The sequence below is a fragment of the Geodermatophilus dictyosporus genome (genome assembly GCF_900115505.1).
Lineage (GTDB): Bacteria > Actinomycetota > Actinomycetes > Mycobacteriales > Geodermatophilaceae > Geodermatophilus > Geodermatophilus dictyosporus.
On record NZ_FOWQ01000009.1, the window covers coordinates 77,629 to 93,537 of the forward strand.

The following is a 15,909-nucleotide window of genomic DNA, read 5'->3' on the forward strand; positions in this document are numbered from 1 at the left end:
ACCGCTCAGCGGCCGCCGACGAAGGCCAGCGCCTCCCGCGCGAGCTCGAGGTCGGCCCCGGCGTCCCCACCCAGGGCCACCCACTCGCGCATGGGCCGGCCACTGCCGTTGGCGAACGGGCTGCCCGCACCGCCGGCGACCAACGTCGCCACCCGGTCGCGCGGCAGCTTGAGCACCAGCGCCCCGCCGACGGCCATCGCGAAGACCCGCCCGTCCACCGTCAGCGCCGTCGACCCGAACCGGCGCCGTCCCGGCTGCGGCGGGACCACGCCGGGCTCGCCGGCGAGGGCGTCGACCAGGGCGGCGAGGCGGTCCTCGGCAGTCATGCCGGGAGTGCAGCCGAGGCGGTCCGCCGTCCGCAAGCCCCCGCTCCGCTCGACCTGGCCCCTGGGGCGGGCCGCAGGCGACGAGCTGGACGGGTTCGTCCGGGACGCGGCCGGGGAGGTCGCCGGCCACCTCGCGCGCTCGGGCGCGGTCCCGGCCGGGCCGCTGTGCGTCGTCCACCACGGCACGGTCACCGAGGACGGCGACGGACCGGTCGAGGTGGTGCGGCCGTTCACCGGCACCGTCGAGCCGGCCGGGGAGCTGCGGATCCGGCTGCGGCGGGCCGGGCGCGAGGCGGTGACCTGCCTGTCGCGGCGGCCGGCGGAGTTCCCCGGGATCCTCGGCGCCCACGACGCGGTCGGGGCGTGGGTGGACGCCGAGGGGCTGACGCGGGCGGGCAGCCCGGCGGAGGTCTACCTCACCGACCGGGACGCAGTCGACCCCGACGCCCCGCACGTCGAGGTCGCCTGGCCGGTCGGCCGAGGCTCACCCCCGGTCGGCCGCCAGCCGGGCGCCGAAGGCGAGCAGCGCGCACCCGGTGAAGGCGTCCAGCGCCCGGCGGACCGGACGCCGGGCGAGCAGCAGCCGCGCCCGGTGCAGGACGGCGACGAGGAACAGCAGCCAGACCAGCCCGACCGCCGCGTGGGTGAGCGCGTAGGCCATCAGCACGGGGACGGCGGTGCCCGGGCCGAGGAACTGCGGCAGCACGGCGAGGTAGAAGGCGAGCACCTTCGGGTTGGTGACGTTGGACAGGAACCCCTGGCGCAGCCCGGTCAGCGCGCCCCTGCCGACCGCCGCTCCGCCGCCGTCGAGGTCGGCGTACCGGCCGCGGACGGCGGAGACGAACGCCTGCACCGCCAGGTAGGCGAGGTAGCCGACCCCGATCCAGCGGATCGCCTGGAACAGCGGCTCCGCGCGGACGACGACCGCGGCCAGCCCGGTCGCGGCCGCCGTCCCCTGGACGACGTTCGAGGCGGTGATGCCGACGGCGCTCCACGCGCCGCGGCGCCGGCCGCCGGCGAGGGTGTTGCGGACGACCACCGCGAAGTCCGGCCCGGGCACCAGCACCAGGACGACGGTGAGGAGGACGAAGGTGCCGTAGCCGGACCAGGCGCCGCTCACCGCGCCACCTCGGGCAGGGTCAGGAGCTCGCGCGGCCGGCGCTCCCACCGGTCGAACGGCAGGTCGCCGACGCCGGCGAACAGGCGCGCGCTGCCGGCCTGCAGCGCCTCGGGGGAGGACCACACCGAGATGGCGACGACGCGGCCGCCCTCGGCGTCGTGGAAGGCGCCGATCTCCTCGAGGCCCTCGATGCCCCGGGCCGCCTCGTTGAGCCGCCGCATGGCGCCGAGCAGGGCGTCGAGGTGTTCGGGGTGCGGGTGGTGGACGGCGTGGAACAGGACGCGCGGCACCGGTCCAGGGTGCCCGAGGGGCGGGCGTCAGGATGACCGGGTGCACGAGTGCGACGGAGGCGGCCGGTGAGCCGTCGCGGGTGGGCGCTGTTCCTGGCGATGTCGGTGATCTGGGGTGTGCCCTACCTGCTGATCAAGGTCGCCGTCGAGGAGACCTCGCCGGTGGTCGTCGTCTTCGTCCGCTGCGTCGTCGGCGCGGTGCTGCTGCTGCCGCTGACGCTCGCCCGCGGGCAGCTGCGGCCGGCGCTGCGGCACTGGCGGCCGCTGCTGCTGTTCACGGTGCTGGAGATGACCGGGCCGTGGCTGCTGCTGTCCTACGCCGAGGACACGCTGTCGAGCTCGCTGACCGGCCTGCTCGTGGCCTCGGTGCCCTTCGTCGCGGCGCTGGCCGCCCGGCTGGTGGGCGACGAGGAGCGGCTGACCCCGGTGCGGCTGGCGGGGATGGGGCTGGGCGTCGTCGGGATCGTCGCGCTGCTCGGCTTCGACGTCGAGGGGATCGCCCTGCTGCCGGTGCTGGCGGTGCTGCTCGTCGTGATCGGCTACGGCACCGCCCCGCTGGTGGCCAGCCGCCGGCTCGACGGCGTCCCGGGCGTGGCGGTCAGCTCGCTCGCGCTGGTGGTGACCGCGCTGGTCTACGCGCCGTTCGCCCTGCCGCGCACCGGCGAGGTGGGCGCCGCGTCGACCCGGGCGATCGGGGCGCTGGCGGTCCTGGGCGTCGTGTGCACCGCGCTGGCGCTGGTGCTGTTCTTCGCGCTGATCCGCGAGGTCGGCCCGCAGCGGGCGTTGGTGATCACCTTCGTCAACCCGGCCGTCGCCGTCCTCGCCGGGGTGCTGCTGCTCGACGAGCCCTTCACCCTGGGCCTGGCCGTGGGCCTGCCGCTGGTGCTGGCCGGCTGCGTGCTCGCCACCCGGCGCAACACCCCGGCGCCCGCCGCGGTCGACGCGCCGGTGCCGTAGGACCGCTCCACCGCGCTGCCCGGTCGGGCGGCGGGGCGCCGCAGTGGTGGTCCGGTGCGGATCTCGGGGCCGTGGGTGGCGGTGAGCAGCACCCGCACCCGCTCGTCGAGCTGCGGGCCGGACACCACCGTCAGGTCGTCCTCGGCCGAGGGCGTCGACGGTCGCCAGCGTCCAAGGCCCGTCCCCACGTCTCGGCAAGCTCTCGACCGGGTCCTCCGAGGTCGTCCACGCAGTCGGCTCCCGATCGAACTCAAGTCGGCGGCGCGCCGGCCGATCCTCTCGCGGCACCCGGCTCCTCCGGGCGCGGCGGGAGGCGACGGTGGCGCAGCAGAGGGACCGGACGGCGCGACGGCGCCAGCGGGGGACGGTCCGCCTGCTGGCGGCGGTCGTCCTCGTCGGCCTGGCGCTGTCCGGGTCGGGGTCGGCGGGCCGGCCGGACCTGGCCACGGCCAGCTTCACCGACCCGCTGCCGCCGGGCGACGTCGTCGCCGCCCCCGCCGACCGCGCCCTGCAGATCTCGTGGACCCCGCCCGCGGAGGCCAGCGTCTCCGGCTACGACGTGTACGTCGACGCCGCCGTCACCAGTGTCGGGAACGTCACCGGCGTGACCGTCGGGGGCCTCACCAACGGCCGCACCTACACGGTCACCGTGTACACGAAGACGTCGGCGTTGCTCACCCCCACCTACACGGGGACCAGGTCCAGCACCCCGGTGCCCGGCACCCCGGCGGACTCGGTCCCCCCGGCCCCGCCCACCGGGGTGGTCGCGACCGCCGGCGAGCGGCAGGTGCGGGTCGGCTGGACGCCGAACAGCGCCGACACGGATGCCGACGGCTACCGCGTGCTGCGCGACGGCGTCCCCGTGACCGACCTGCTCCCGGGACGGGCCACTGCCACCTGGACCGACACCGGGCTGGTCCCCGACCGGACCCACGGCTACACGGTCCAGACGCACGACACCTCGGGGAACTGGTCGGCGAGCTCCGCGCCCGTCGCCTCCGCCCGGCCGTTCGACCACACCCCTCCCGCGACCCCGACCGGGCTGACGGCAGTGGCCGGGGACGGGCGGGTGGCGCTGGCCTGGGCGGCGAACACCGAGCCCGACCTCGCGGCCTACGTCGTGCTGCGGAACGGGGTCGAGGTCACCAGGGTGACCGGGACGTCCTACACCGACACCGGGCTCGCCAACGACACGCCCCACGCGTACCGGCTGGCCGCGGTCGATGCGTACGGGAACGTCTCGCCCGCGAGCGACCCCGCGGTCACCGCCCGGCCGACCGACCAGACCCCGCCGGCGACGCCGACCGGGCTGGTCGCGACCGCCCGCGACGGGGCGGTGGAGCTCCGCTGGGACGCCAACGCCGAGCCCGACCTGCACCGGTACGTCGTCCACCGCAACGGCGTCGAGGTGGCGCGGGTGACCGGCACGGACTGGACCGACCCCGGTGTCGTCAACGGCACCAGCTACGCCTACCGGCTGGCCGCGGTCGACGGGCACGGCAACGTCTCACCCGCCAGCGACCCGGCGGTGACCGCGCGACCGACCGACCAGACCGCCCCGGCGATTCCGACCGGGCTGGTCGCGACCGCCCGCGACGGGGCGGTGGAGCTCCGCTGGGACGCCAACGCCGAGCCCGACCTGCACCGGTACGTCGTCCACCGCGACGGTGCGGAGGTCGTCCGGGTGACCGGCACGAGCTGGACCGACACCGGCCTGGTCAACGACACCACCTACAGCTACCGCCTCGCCGCGGTCGACGGACACGCCAACGTCTCGCCCACCTCCGACCCCACGGTCACCGCGCGGCCCACCGACCAGACCCCGCCGGCGACGCCGACCGGGCTGGTCGCGACCGCCCGCGACGGGGCGGTGGAGCTGCACTGGGACGCCAACACCGAGCCCGACGTCGACCGGTACGTCCTCTACCGCGACGGGGTCGAGGTCGCGCGGGTGACCGGCACCAGCCGGGTGGACGCCGGTCTGGTCAACGACACCTCCTACGCCTACCGGATCCAGGCCGTCGACCGGCACGGCAACGCCTCGGCCACCAGCGACCCCGCCATCACCGCGCGGCCCACCGACCGGACCGCACCCGGGACCCCGACCGGGCTGGTCGCCACCGCCCGGGACGGCTCGGTCGAACTCCGCTGGGACGCCGGTCCCGAGCCCGACCTCGACCGCTACGTCCTCCAGCGGGACGGCGTCGAGGTCGTGCGCCTCACCGGGACGAGCTGGACCGACACCGGCGTCGTCAACGACACCACGTACGCCTACCGGGTCCAGGCCGTCGACCGGCACGGCAACGCCTCGCCCGCCAGCGACCCCGCGGTCACCGCCCGGCCGACCGACCAGACCGCGCCGGCCACCCCGACCGGGCTGGCGGCGATCCCTCACGACGGGTCGGTGGACCTGGCCTGGAACGCGAACCCCGAGCCCGACGTCGACCGCTACGTCCTCTACCGCGACGGCGCGGAGGTGGCGCGGGTGCCGGGCACGTCGTGGGTCGACACCGGCGTCGTCAACGGCACCACCCACGGCTACCGGGTCCAGGCCGTCGACCGGCACGGCAACGCCTCGGCCACGAGCGACCCGGCGGTGACCGCCCGGCCGGCCGACCAGACGGCGCCGGCGGCCCCGGCGGGCGTCACGGCCACCGCCGGCGACGGGCGCGCGGTGCTGCGCTGGACGGCCGACGGCGAGCCCGACGTCGCCGCGTACCGCGTGCTCGCCGAGGACGGCGGCACGCTGGCGACCGCCACCGCGCCGGCCACCCAGGCCACGGTGACCGGCCTGGTCAACGGCACCGAGCGCCGCCTGCGGGTGGTCGCCGTGGACACCTCGGGCAACGCCTCACCGCCGTCGGCGGAGGTCGCCGTCACCCCCGCGGCGGCGGGCGTCCCGGCCGAGGGCGCGGGGCAGAGCGGCGGCGTGGCGGCCAGCGCCGACGGTCGCGTGGTCGTCGTCGGCACGTCGGCGCGCTGGGAGGCCACCGACACCAACACCGCCTACGAGCTGTACCTGCTCGACCGGGCCGCCGGCACCGCCCGCCGCATCGCGCCGCTGCCCGCCACGGCCACCGGCAGCAGCGACCCGACCAACTCGGCGGCCCCGGCGGTCAGCGACGACGGCCGCTACGTCGCCCTCGCCACGACCGCGGCACTGCGCCCCGAGGACACCAACCGGCTCGCCGACGTCTACCGGCTCGACACCCGGTCGGGCGCCTGGGAGCTGGTCAGCGTCCCGGCCCGAGGGGCCGTGCACCCGTCGGTCGCCGGCACCGTCCTGCAGCCCGGTCCCGCCGTGCACGCCACCAGCCCGACCGTCGTCCTGTCCGGCAGCGGCGACCTGGTGCTCTTCTACTCCGCCCGCTCCGACCTGGTGCCCGGGGACACCAACGGCGTCGTCGACGTGTTCGCCAAGACGGTCTCCACCGGCGCGGTGACGCGCGTGTCGACGTCCGCCACCGGGGGCGACCTCCCGCGCGCCGCCACCGGTCCCGCGCTCGCGGTCACCCCCGACGGCCGGTTCGCGCTGTTCCCGGCGACGTCGTCCTCCGGCCCGGTCGTGCTCTACCGCAAGACGCTGTCGGGCCCGGGCGCCGGGCAGGCCGTCGTGGTCTCGGCGGTCCCCGTCGGCGGCCGGCCGGTGGAGTACGGCGTCTACCGCGACGCCGGCGACGTCGCCCTCAGCGACGACGGCCGGTACGTCGCGCTGGTCACCGCCGCGAAGGTGACGACGCCGACGCCGACCGCGAACTGGTCGACCGGCCTGGCCCACCGCGTGGACACCGCCACCGGCGCGGTGGTCCCGCTGGGCAACGGCCAGACGTCGGTGTGGGAGCACCGGGTGGAGCTGGACCCGACCGGCCGGTACGCCTTCTTCGCCACCGCCGCGGCGCAGGTCCCCGGCGACGGCAACGGCCACACCGACCACCTCCGCCGCGACCTCGGCACCGGGGCGCTCACGCTGGTCACCGCCGACGCCGCCGGCCGCGCCACCACCGGTCCGACCGGCTCGGTGACCCCGGCCGAGTACGGCCGGCTGCTGGCGGTCGACGGCGAGCGCGTGCTGGTGACGACGTCGCAGGCGCTGACCGCGGGCGACACCAACCGGCTGCGCGACCTCTACGCCAAGGACCTCGCCGACGGTGCGGTGACGGTGCCCCGCGGCTGACCCGGCGCCCCGTCCCCGGGGACGGCGTCGGCCACCGCGGCGACCACCCGGGCGGTGCGGGTGCCGGGGTCGCAGGCGGCGGCCGCCGCCAGCGCGTCGGGGAAGGAGCCGACGTCGGTGAGCTCCGGCAGGTCGAGCACGGTCAGCCCGGCGTCCTCCAGCGCCCGGCGCGTCCGCTCCGCGGTGTCGGTGCGGGCCGTCGGCACGTCGGGCAGGACGCCGGCCTCGAGGGCCGCGTGCAGGCCCAGGGCCCACCAGCGGCCGTCCGGGGCGGCACCGAGGACCGCGGTCTGCCGGCTGGTCGTGACCAGCCGGTCCAGGCAGGCGGCCAGCAGCGCCGGCGTCACCTGCGGGGTGCCGGTGCCGATGAGCAGCGTCGGGAGGGCCGCGCCGTCCATCGCGTCGGCGAAGGCCGCGGCCAGCCGGGTGCCCGTGTCGCCGCCCGTCTGCGGGAGGACGGCGCAGCCGGACAGGTCCAGGTCGCCGGGCTCGCCGTCAAGGGCCACCACCCGGCGCGCGACCGGGGTGGCGCGCACCGCGTCGAGGGTGTCGGCCACCGCTGCCTCGGCGATCGCGGCGGCCTGCTCCGGGGTGCACGGCGGGTCCAGCCGCGTCGTGTCACGCCCCGGCGCCTCGGCGAGGACCAGCAGCTGGGCGGCGAGGGCGGCGTCGGGCACCCGCGGACCGTAGCCGCCGGGAGCCCGGGACGCCCGCCCCGTGCGCGCGACCCACCCGTCCGGGCGCACCGCCGGCCGTCGGTGGCCGGCGCTACGGTGCGGCGCGTGGAGCGGGTCCGGTGCGCGTGGGGCGACAGCGCCCCGGAGTACGTCGTCTACCACGACGAGGAGTGGGGCACCGAGCTGCACGGCGACGACGCCCTGTTCGAGCGGCTCTGCCTCGAGGCCTTCCAGTCCGGCCTGTCGTGGATCACCATCCTGCGCAAGCGCCCCGCCTTCCGCGCCGCGTTCGCCGGCTTCTCGATCGACGCGGTCGCCGCGTTCAGCGCCGACGACGAGGCGCGCCTGCTGGCCGACGCGGGGATCGTCCGCAACCGCGCCAAGATCGCCGCCGCCGTCCGCAACGCCCGTGCCGCCCAGCAGGTGCCGGAGGGGCTCGACGCGCTGCTGTGGTCCTTCGCGCCGTCCGCGCCGCGTCCCCGGCCGGCCACGCTGGCCGACGTCCCCGCCACCAGCCCGGAGTCGACGGCGATGGCGCGCGAGCTCAAGCGGCGCGGGTTCGCCTTCGTCGGGCCGACCACCGCCTACGCCCTGATGCAGGCCACCGGCATGGTCGACGACCACGTCGCCACCTGCTTCCGGGCGACCGGGGGAGGCACCCCTCGGGGGGCTCCGGTTGGAGTCCCGGCGGGGATACGGGATCATGTCTCCGGAGCTCAAGCACCGATCAACAGCCACACCGCAGCCGCAGAGGGGCGTCGGGTGGCCGGCGAAGGAGGCACGCATGGCGGCCATGAAGCCGCGCACGGGTGAAGGTCCCCTGGAGGTCACCAAGGAGGGGCGCGGCCTGGTCATGCGGGTACCGCTCGAGGGCGGCGGCCGCCTGGTCGTCGAGCTGTCGCCGGACGAGGCGCAGGCCCTCTCGGAGGCACTGAAGGGCGCGACCAGCTGAACGTCGCCGCGCACCTGCCCGAGGGCAGCACCGCGCAGGACGACGCGGCCCCGGCCGCCGGCAGCACGCCGGCGACCGGGGCCGCACCCTTGCCGCGGGTCGAGCTGCTGACCACCCTCCCGCGCCTGGGGGAGGACGACGTCCTGGCCGTGCCGGTCGGCACCGGCGGCGCGCTGCCGCCCTGGCTGGAGCGGCCGGCCTTCGGCACCCTCCCGCCGGTGCCCGCGCGACTGCTGGCCGGCGCGCTGCGCGACACCGGCAACACCGGCAGGCCCGGCGCGGTCACCGACCTCCCCGTCCCCGGCCGCCGCCCGCGCAGCGTGGTCGCCGTCGGCGTGGGCGACGGGACGCTGCCGGACCTGCGCTCCTGCGTGGCCACCGCCGTCCGCCGCGCGCAGACCCTCGCCGAGCACGGCGCCACCCGGCTGGTGCTGCCCGTCGACGGCGCGGCCGCCCCCGCCGGCGCCGACGAGGTCCGGACCGCGGTCGAGGCGGCGCTGCTGGCCGGCTACCGCTTCCGCGACACCTCCACCCCCCACCCGCCGCGGCTGGCCACCGTCACCGTCGTCGCCACCGACGGTGCCGACCCCGCGGTGGTCGCCGCCGCCCGCGCCGGCGAGGTCACCGGCCGCGCCGTCGCCTGGGCGCGCGACCTGGTCAACACCCCGAGCAACACCAAGGACCCTGCCTGGCTGGCGGAGCAGGCGGTGGAGCGGCTGTCGGGCCTGCCGCACGTGACGGTCACCGTGCTCGGCCCCGAGGAGCTGCGCGCCGGCGGCTTCGGCGGTGTCCTGGCGGTCGGCGGCGGGTCGGCGTCCCCGCCGCGGGTGGTCGTCGCCGCCTACGACCCGCCCGGTGCCGGCCCGGCCCGGCCGGTGCTCGTGGGCAAGGGCATCACCTTCGACACCGGCGGCCTGTCGATCAAGCCCAACGCCGGCATGCGGGAGATGAAGACCGACATGGCCGGGGGAGCGGCGGTGTTGGCCGCACTCGACGCCGCCGCCCGCCTGGAGCTCCCGGTCGCGGTGACCGCCGTCGTCCCGGCCGCCGAGAACGCGGTCTCGGGGTCGTCCTACCGGCCGGCCGACGTCGTCCGGCACGTCGGCGGACGCACCACCGAGGTGCAGAACACCGACGCCGAGGGCCGCATGGTCCTCGCCGACGGCCTGGCGTGGGGCCGCCTCGAGCTGGGCGCGACCGTGCTGGTCGACGTCGCCACGCTCACCGGCGCGATGAAGGTCGCCCTCGGCACGAAGACGGCGGGCCTCTACGCCACCGCCGACGGGCTGGCCGACGCGCTGTCCACCGCGGCGCTGCACGCCGGCGAGCGGGTGTGGCGGATGCCGCTGGCCGAGGAGTACGCCGACCTGCTCGGCAGCGACGTCGCCGACGCCAACAACGCCCCCGGCAACCCCGGCGGCACCACCGCGGCGCTGTTCCTGCGCCCCTTCGCCGGCGACCTGCCCTGGGCCCACCTCGACGTCGCCGGTCCCGCGCGCGCCGGCTCCGACGACGCCGAGGTGGTCAAGGGCGGCACCGGCTTCGGCGCCCGCACGCTGCTGCGCTGGCTGGAGGCCGGCGCGCCGCTCGACCCGCCGCCCACGGTGACCGACTGATGGACGACGACACCGGCGTCGTCTTCCCCGCCGGCCCCGACGGCCGCCGCAGCACCGCGGCGGTGGGCCGGGCCGTGGTCGCCGACGCGCTGCGGCCGGTCGACCCGGTCGGCGCCCGCGCCGCCGAGCAGGAGACCAACTGGCGGGCGGGCTACCTGGTGCACTTCCGCCGGCTGGTCGAGGCCGGCCTGGTCTCCGCGGAGGCGGCACTGACCATCGCCGGCGCCGGGCTCGACGCCGTGCACGCCCGGCTGCGGGTGGCCGACGCGGGCGGCGAGCAACCGCTGACGGTCCTGCTCACCGCCCCGGCCGCCCGGGTGCCGGGCACCCGCGAGGTGACCGGCACCGCCGAGCCCGAGCGGGAGCTCAGCCTGCCCTTCCGGGGCGCCCGGCTGCGCGGGCCCGACCTGCACCGGCGGCTGGACACCTGGGTCGAGTGCGGCGTGCTGGAGCCGTCGGCGGCCGAGGCGGTGCGCACCGTCGCCGCGCACCCGGAGTGGCTGGCGCTGCCCGGCCGCACCGTCGCCGTCCTGGGCGCCGGCGCGGAGATGGGCCCGCTGACCGCCCTGTTGCGCTGGGGCGCGACGGTGGCCGGCGTCGACCTGCCCCGCCCCGACCTGTGGCGGCGGGTGCTCGACACCGCCCGCCGGGGCGCCGGCACGCTGCTGGTCCCCGCCGCGGGTGACCTGCCCGAGGGGGCCGGCGCCGACCTGGTCCGCGAGGTGCCCGCGGTCGCCGACTGGCTCGCCGGGCTGCCCGGCGACCTGGTGCTGGGCGACTACGTCTACGCCGACGGCGCCCTCAACGTGCGCGTCTCGGCCGCCGTCGACGCGCTCACCCTGCGCGTGCAGGCGGCCCGGCCGGAGGCGGCGCTGGCCTTCCTCGCCACGCCCACCGACGTCTTCGCCGTCCCCGGGGACGCCGTCGCCCAGTCGGTGCGCAACTACGCGGACCGCTCGCGGTTCGGCAAGCTGGTCGGCCGCCCGCTGCGGACCCTGTCGGCGGGGCGGCTGCTGCAGCGGGCCTACGTGCCCGGCGCCGACCCCGGCATCAGCGACGACCTGGTCGCCCAGCAGGGGCCGAACTACGCGCTGGCCAAGCGGCTGCAGCGGTGGCGGGCCACGGTCGCCCGCCAGGCCGGGACGACGGTGTCGATGAACGTCGCGCCGCCCACCCGGACCCGCTCGGTGGTGAAGAACCGTGCCCTGGCCGCGGCCTACGCCGGGGCGCACCGCTTCGGCGTCGAGGTGTTCGAGCCGGCGACGTCCAACGTGCTGATGGCCGCACTGCTCGTGCACGACCTGCACACCGGCGGCGGGCCGCGGCACGAGCACCCGTGGCAGGACGAGGCGCACGCCGCCGTGCACGGCGGGCTGTGGCGGGCGGCGTACGCGCCGCGCAGCGCCCTGGGGCTGGCCGCGGTCCTGGGTCTCGGGGCGGCGCGCGGCTGAGGTGCGCGGGCCGGGGCGGCCGGCGCGGCAGGCTGGCCGGGTGCCGCCGCCGTCCCGCCTCCGCCGGCTGGCACCGCTGCTCGTCGCGTTCGCGGTGCTGGCGGTCGCGCTGGTGGCGCTGGTCGCCGTCCGCACGCCGGCGGGGGCCGAGGCGACGGGGCTCGCCGTCCCGCCGACCCCGGTGCCGCCCGCCTTCCCTCCCACCCACCCGGACGAGCCGGTCCCCGCGTCGCCCTCGCCGGTGGCGCCGGTGTGCTCGCCGCTGGGGCTGTCGGTCACCGCGGGCGAGGTCGACGCCGGCCTCGGGCACCGCGCCGTCGTCCTCACCGTCACCAACTGCGGGAGCGGGCCGCGCGTGGTGACCGGCTACCCGGACGTCGCCGTCCTCGACGCCACGGGCGCGCCGATGCCGTTCACCGTGGCGCACGACTCGAGCTACATGGTCCGCGACCCCGGCCCCGCCCCGCTGGTGCTGCAGCCCGGCCAGACCGCCGTCACGGGGGTCTCCTGGTCGGCCACCGTCACCGCCGGAGGGCTCACCGAGGGGCAGGCCCTGCGGGTCGTGCCGGTGCCCGGCGACGTCGCCCAGGTGCTGCCGGTCTGGGTCGACGCCGGCACCACCGGGGAGATCGCCGTCGCCGCCTGGGCGACCGAGCTGGCGCAGTAGGGCTCACTCGCCGGTGGCGCCGTCGATGGCCTCGCGGATGAGGTCGGCGTGCCCGTTGTGCCGGGCGGTCTCCTCCAGCAGGTGCAGCAGGGCCCAGCGCAGGCTGAAGTGCTTCCCGTTGCGCAGCGGCACGGCCGACAGCGCGTCCAGGTCACCGGCCTCCGCGACGACGTCCCGCGAGCGCTGGCAGGCCTCCTCGTAGCGGCCGCGCAGCACCGGCGGGTCGAGGGTGGCGCCGGTCTCCAGCTCCCAGTCGGGGGTCGCGTCCCAGTCGACGGCGTCCCACGGCTCGGGGATCGGCCTCCCGGCGAAGCGCTGGACCATCCAGGTCTCCTCGACGAGCGCCAGGTGGTACAGCAGCCCGCCCAGCGTCAGGGCCGAGGGCGGGTGCCGGTGCGCGAGCTGCTCCCGGCTCAGGCCCTCGGTCTTCAGCAGCTGGGTCTCGCGGTGGAAGTCGAGGTAGGCGGTCAGCTGGACGAGCTCGGAGGCGGTCTCCGGCGGGTCGGTGCGCACCGGCCGACCCTGGCACGCCTCCCCCGGTCGCGGGCCGTTTCCGCACCTGCCGCGCAACGCGCCGTTGCGTCGTGAGTCGCGCACACCTCTGACCTGCAGAAACTGTCGTAACCCGGTCGTAGGTTCGTCCCGTGGAGCGGATGGAGGAGGACCAGCCGCCGGCGTTCGTCGGTGGTCTCCTCGACCTGCTCGGGGCCGGGTCGCCGGAGCTGCGGCGGCTGCCGGTGGCGTTGCTGTCGCGAGAGCAGAAGGCCACCGAGCTGGCGCAGCTGGTCGAGCTGGAAGCCAAGCTCGCGGCTTACAAGGCGGAACTGGTGCTCGGGCTGGCTGATGACAGCCCTGACGACCTGGACCCCACGCCCGGTACGCCGGGGGCGCAGCGGGGCTCGTGGGCGCCGGATCCCGAGCTGCCGGGCGTCAGTGAGTTCTTCACCGCGGAGCTGGCGGTGGTGCTCGACTGCGGCCGCCGGTCGGCCTCCCTGCTGGCGCAGCGGGCCTGGGTGTACCGCGAGTCGTTGCCGGCGACCTGGGCCGCGCTCGCGGCCGGACAGCTGGACGAGGCGCGGGCCAAGGTGCTCGTCGACGTGCTGCAGCACACCGACCCGGCGGTGGCCCGGCAGGTGGAGTCCCAGCTGATCGGTGAGGCCTCGAGCTGCACCACCCACACGCTCAGGAAGCGGGCCGTCGCGGCGTTGCTCGCTGTCGATGCGGACGCGGTCGACGCGCGGCGCAGGGAGGCCGAGCGGCAGGCCGACGTGCGCGTCCACCCCTCACCGCGGGAGGGCATGAGCACCCTGACCGCGGACCTGCCGGCGCCGGTCGCCGCGGCCTGCTTCGACCTGGTCGACCAGCTCGCGGTGCTGCTGAAGAAGGACGGCGACGAGCGACCGATCGGGCAGCTGCGCGCCACGGTGCTCGCCGACCTCGTCCAGCGGCCCTGGGACGACACCCGCCCGCCGGTCACCGCCCACCTGCAGCTGGCCGCCACGCTCAGCGCCCTGGCCGGGGGCAGCGGCGAGGCCGGTGAGGTCAACGGCCTGCCGATCGCCATCGGTCAGTTGCGCGAGCTGCTCGCCCGGCTCGACGCGCTGGGCGTGCGGACGCCCGCGGGCGGGTCGGTCACCCTCGCCCTCACCGACGACGTCGGCGCCCTGCGCGCCACCACCACGCTCGACCGGCTCCGCCGCCTCGCCCAGCGGGGCTGCCCGACCCACCAGAGCGCCGGTTGCGGGTGCGCGGTGCTCGACCGGCCCGCCGAGGTCGATGGCTACGCACCCTCCGCCGCGCAGCAGACGTTCGTGCACACCCGCGACCGCACCTGCCGCTTCCCCGGCTGCGGCCAGCGCGTCGGGTGGGCCGACGCCGACCACGTCGTCCCGCACGCGCACGGCGGGGCCACCGACTGCGCCAACCTGTGCTGCCTGTGCCGCAGCCACCACCGCCTGAAGACCTTCGCCCGCGGCTGGCACTTCCAGATGACCTCCGACGGCGTCCTCACCGTCACCACCCCGTCCGGGATCACCCGCACCACGAGACCGCCCGGCACGCGACCACCCCCGGCCGAACCCCCACCACCGCTGCCGGAGCTCGAACCAGACGACGAACCGCCGCCGTTCTGACCCGGCCCGCCCCGTCGCCGGTGCCTCAGGCGGGGCCGATCAGCCCGGCGACGATCTCGGCCGACAGCGCGACCAGTGGCAGCCCGCCACCGGGGTGCGAGGAGCCGCCGACCAGGTAGAGCCCCCGCACCGGCGCGGCGTTGCCCGGCCGGAGGAAGGCCGCGCGGGTCCCGTTGCTCGACGTGCCGTAGATGGAGCCGCCGACGCTGCCGGTCTCGCGGGCGAGGTCGGCGGGGGTGCGGGTGACGCACCAGCGCACCCGGTCGCGGACGTCGAGCCCCCGCGCGGCCATGACCTCCAGCACCCGGGCGGCGTAGCGGTCGGCCAGGCCGGGGGCGTCCCAGTCGACGCCGCCGTCGGGGTCGTGCCGCGGCGCGTTGACCAGGACGAACCACGACTCGCTGTCGTCGTCGGGCCGGGTGACCGGGTCGTCGGGTGCGCTCACGTAGACGGTCGGGTCGGGCACCGGGCACGGGACGCCGCGGTGCCGGCCGGTGCCGAAGACGGCGTCGAACTCGGCGTCGTAGTCCTCGGGGAAGAGCACGGTGTGGTGCGCCAGCCCCGGCGTCCGGCCGCGCAGCGCCAGCAGCAGCACGAACCCCGACAGCGACGGCGTCGCCCGCCCCAGTCCCCGCCGCACCGCCCGCGTCCGCCGCGACGGCGGCAGCAGCCCCGAGTACAGCGCGGTGGCGTCGGCGCCCGAGACGACGACGTCGGCGGTCACCTCCCCGCCGTCGGCGAGCTCGACGGCCGACACCCGCCCACCGTCGCGCAGCACCCGGCGCACCGGGGTGCCGGTGCGGACGTCGGCGCCGCGCTCGCGCGCCCGGTCGGCCACCGCCTCCGCCAGCCGGTGCAGCCCCCCGCGGACGTACCAGGAGCCGAACGCCTGCTCGACGTAGGGCACGGTGGCCAGCACCGCCGGTGCCCGCCGCGGGTCGGACCCGGAGTAGGTGGCGTACCGGTCGAGCAGCACCCGCAGCCGCGGGTCCCGCAGGTAGCGGGCACCCAGGCCGCGCAGCGTCTGCCAGGGCGCCACCGTGCCGACGTCGACCGGGTCGCGGGCCAGCCGCGCCAGGGTGGCCGCCCCGCGCAGCGGCGAGCGGAGGAAGGGCTGCTCGGTGACCGCCCACATCGCCTCGGCGCGGTCGAGCAGCGCCCGCCACTGGGCGCCGGTGCCCGCCCCGAGCGCGGCGTCGAGCGCGGCAGGCACCGCGCCGAGGTGCCCGGGCACCGCCAGCCGGGTGCCGTCGCCGAACCGGTAGTCGACGGCGGGGTCGAGGCGCTCGAGGTCGACGGCGTCCTCCAGCGGCCCGCCGGTCGCGTCGAACAGGTCGCGGTGCACCTGGGGCAGGGTGACCAGGCTCGGGCCGGTGTCGAAGGCGTGGCCGTCGCGGGCGTACCAGCCGAGCTTGCCGCCGACGTCGTCGGACTGCTCCAGCACGGTGACCCGGTGCCCGAGCGCGGACAGCCGCGCGGCCGCGGCCAGGCCGCCGAGTCCGGCGCCGACGACCACCACCCGCGCCACGCCCACACGGTAGCCGGGG

Annotated in this window: 14 protein-coding genes; 8 read left to right on the plus strand and 6 right to left on the minus strand. The window is 77.4% G+C overall.

Going from position 1 to position 15,909, the window contains the following annotated elements:
- Positions 1-5: 5 nt before the first annotated feature.
- The 3 genes from BMZ33_RS19105 to BMZ33_RS19115 all read right to left on the minus strand — a co-directional run bounded on the left by BMZ33_RS19105 (position 6) and on the right by BMZ33_RS19115 (position 1,736).
- Entirely contained in the window at positions 6-326 is a 321-nt protein-coding gene (locus tag BMZ33_RS19105; protein ID WP_091114806.1) for a hypothetical protein, read from the minus strand.
- A 484-nt stretch (positions 327-810) separates the two neighbouring features.
- Positions 811-1,446 carry a LysE family translocator gene (locus tag BMZ33_RS19110; RefSeq protein ID WP_091114811.1) on the minus strand — a complete coding sequence of 212 codons (636 nt, stop codon included), beginning with the start codon at positions 1,444-1,446 and terminating at the stop codon, positions 811-813.
- Positions 1,443-1,736: an antibiotic biosynthesis monooxygenase gene (locus BMZ33_RS19115; RefSeq protein ID WP_091114815.1), complete on the minus strand. Its 294-nt coding sequence runs from the start codon at positions 1,734-1,736 to the stop codon at positions 1,443-1,445. The genes BMZ33_RS19110 and BMZ33_RS19115 overlap by 4 nt, the downstream gene beginning before the upstream one ends.
- Before the next feature lie 66 nt (positions 1,737-1,802).
- Between BMZ33_RS19115 and BMZ33_RS19120 the strand changes: the two genes are divergently transcribed.
- Together BMZ33_RS19120 and BMZ33_RS19125 are read left to right on the plus strand one after the other, a co-directional pair.
- Positions 1,803-2,693 (plus strand): DMT family transporter, encoded by an 891-nt coding sequence (locus BMZ33_RS19120; RefSeq protein WP_091114818.1) that lies wholly within the window; start codon positions 1,803-1,805, stop codon positions 2,691-2,693.
- A 319-nt stretch (positions 2,694-3,012) separates the two neighbouring features.
- The gene (locus BMZ33_RS19125) at positions 3,013-6,867 is read left to right on the plus strand and encodes a fibronectin type III domain-containing protein (RefSeq protein ID WP_091114822.1); all 3,855 of its coding nucleotides are present in this window, start codon (positions 3,013-3,015) and stop codon (positions 6,865-6,867) included.
- On the opposite strand, the gene BMZ33_RS19130 is transcribed toward BMZ33_RS19125, so the two are convergent.
- The gene (locus BMZ33_RS19130) at positions 6,819-7,544 is read right to left on the minus strand and encodes a TIGR04282 family arsenosugar biosynthesis glycosyltransferase (protein WP_091115266.1); all 726 of its coding nucleotides are present in this window, start codon (positions 7,542-7,544) and stop codon (positions 6,819-6,821) included. The two genes, BMZ33_RS19125 and BMZ33_RS19130, sit on opposite strands and share 49 nt — an antisense overlap.
- A 105-nt stretch (positions 7,545-7,649) precedes the next feature.
- Between BMZ33_RS19130 and BMZ33_RS19135 the strand changes: the two genes are divergently transcribed.
- From BMZ33_RS19135 to BMZ33_RS19155, 5 genes are all read left to right on the plus strand, one after another.
- Positions 7,650-8,357 (plus strand): DNA-3-methyladenine glycosylase I, encoded by a 708-nt coding sequence (locus BMZ33_RS19135; protein ID WP_169064566.1) that lies wholly within the window; start codon positions 7,650-7,652, stop codon positions 8,355-8,357.
- On the plus strand, positions 8,329-8,496 hold the full coding sequence (locus BMZ33_RS19140) for a DUF3117 domain-containing protein (RefSeq protein WP_091115270.1): 168 nt from the start codon (positions 8,329-8,331) through the stop codon (positions 8,494-8,496). The genes BMZ33_RS19135 and BMZ33_RS19140 overlap by 29 nt, the downstream gene beginning before the upstream one ends.
- An 89-nt stretch (positions 8,497-8,585) precedes the next feature.
- Positions 8,586-10,112 carry a leucyl aminopeptidase family protein gene (locus BMZ33_RS19145; protein ID WP_091114825.1) on the plus strand — a complete coding sequence of 509 codons (1,527 nt, stop codon included), beginning with the start codon at positions 8,586-8,588 and terminating at the stop codon, positions 10,110-10,112.
- On the plus strand, positions 10,112-11,563 hold the full coding sequence (locus BMZ33_RS19150; protein WP_091114828.1) for a hypothetical protein: 1,452 nt from the start codon (positions 10,112-10,114) through the stop codon (positions 11,561-11,563). The genes BMZ33_RS19145 and BMZ33_RS19150 overlap by 1 nt, the downstream gene beginning before the upstream one ends.
- Before the next feature lie 40 nt (positions 11,564-11,603).
- Positions 11,604-12,230, plus strand: a complete 627-nt coding sequence (locus BMZ33_RS19155) for a DUF4232 domain-containing protein (RefSeq protein ID WP_169064567.1) — start codon at positions 11,604-11,606, stop codon at positions 12,228-12,230.
- Between the two features lie 3 nt (positions 12,231-12,233).
- Here the strand turns inward: BMZ33_RS19155 and BMZ33_RS19160 are convergent, their stop codons facing one another.
- Positions 12,234-12,743 (minus strand): DinB family protein, encoded by a 510-nt coding sequence (locus BMZ33_RS19160; protein ID WP_091114832.1) that lies wholly within the window; start codon positions 12,741-12,743, stop codon positions 12,234-12,236.
- Between the two features lie 140 nt (positions 12,744-12,883).
- On the opposite strand from BMZ33_RS19160, the gene BMZ33_RS19165 reads away from it, so the two are divergent.
- Positions 12,884-14,362 carry an HNH endonuclease signature motif containing protein gene (locus BMZ33_RS19165; RefSeq protein WP_091114835.1) on the plus strand — a complete coding sequence of 493 codons (1,479 nt, stop codon included), beginning with the start codon at positions 12,884-12,886 and terminating at the stop codon, positions 14,360-14,362.
- Between the two features lie 25 nt (positions 14,363-14,387).
- Here the strand turns inward: BMZ33_RS19165 and BMZ33_RS19170 are convergent, their stop codons facing one another.
- The gene (locus BMZ33_RS19170; protein WP_091115279.1) at positions 14,388-15,890 is read right to left on the minus strand and encodes a phytoene desaturase family protein; all 1,503 of its coding nucleotides are present in this window, start codon (positions 15,888-15,890) and stop codon (positions 14,388-14,390) included.
- Between the last annotated feature and the right edge of the window lie 19 nt (positions 15,891-15,909).

Excerpts from the sequence above, each read along its gene's own strand:
- BMZ33_RS19140 (WP_091115270.1), top strand. The coding sequence starts at position 8,329 with ATGGCGGCCATGAAGCCGCGCACGGGTGAAGGTCCCCTGGAGGTCACC.
- BMZ33_RS19105 (WP_091114806.1), bottom strand. The coding sequence starts at position 326 with ATGACTGCCGAGGACCGCCTCGCCGCCCTGGTCGACGCCCTCGCCGGC.
- BMZ33_RS19165 (WP_091114835.1), top strand. The coding sequence starts at position 12,884 with ATGGAGGAGGACCAGCCGCCGGCGTTCGTCGGTGGTCTCCTCGACCTG.
- BMZ33_RS19150 (WP_091114828.1), top strand. The coding sequence starts at position 10,112 with ATGGACGACGACACCGGCGTCGTCTTCCCCGCCGGCCCCGACGGCCGC.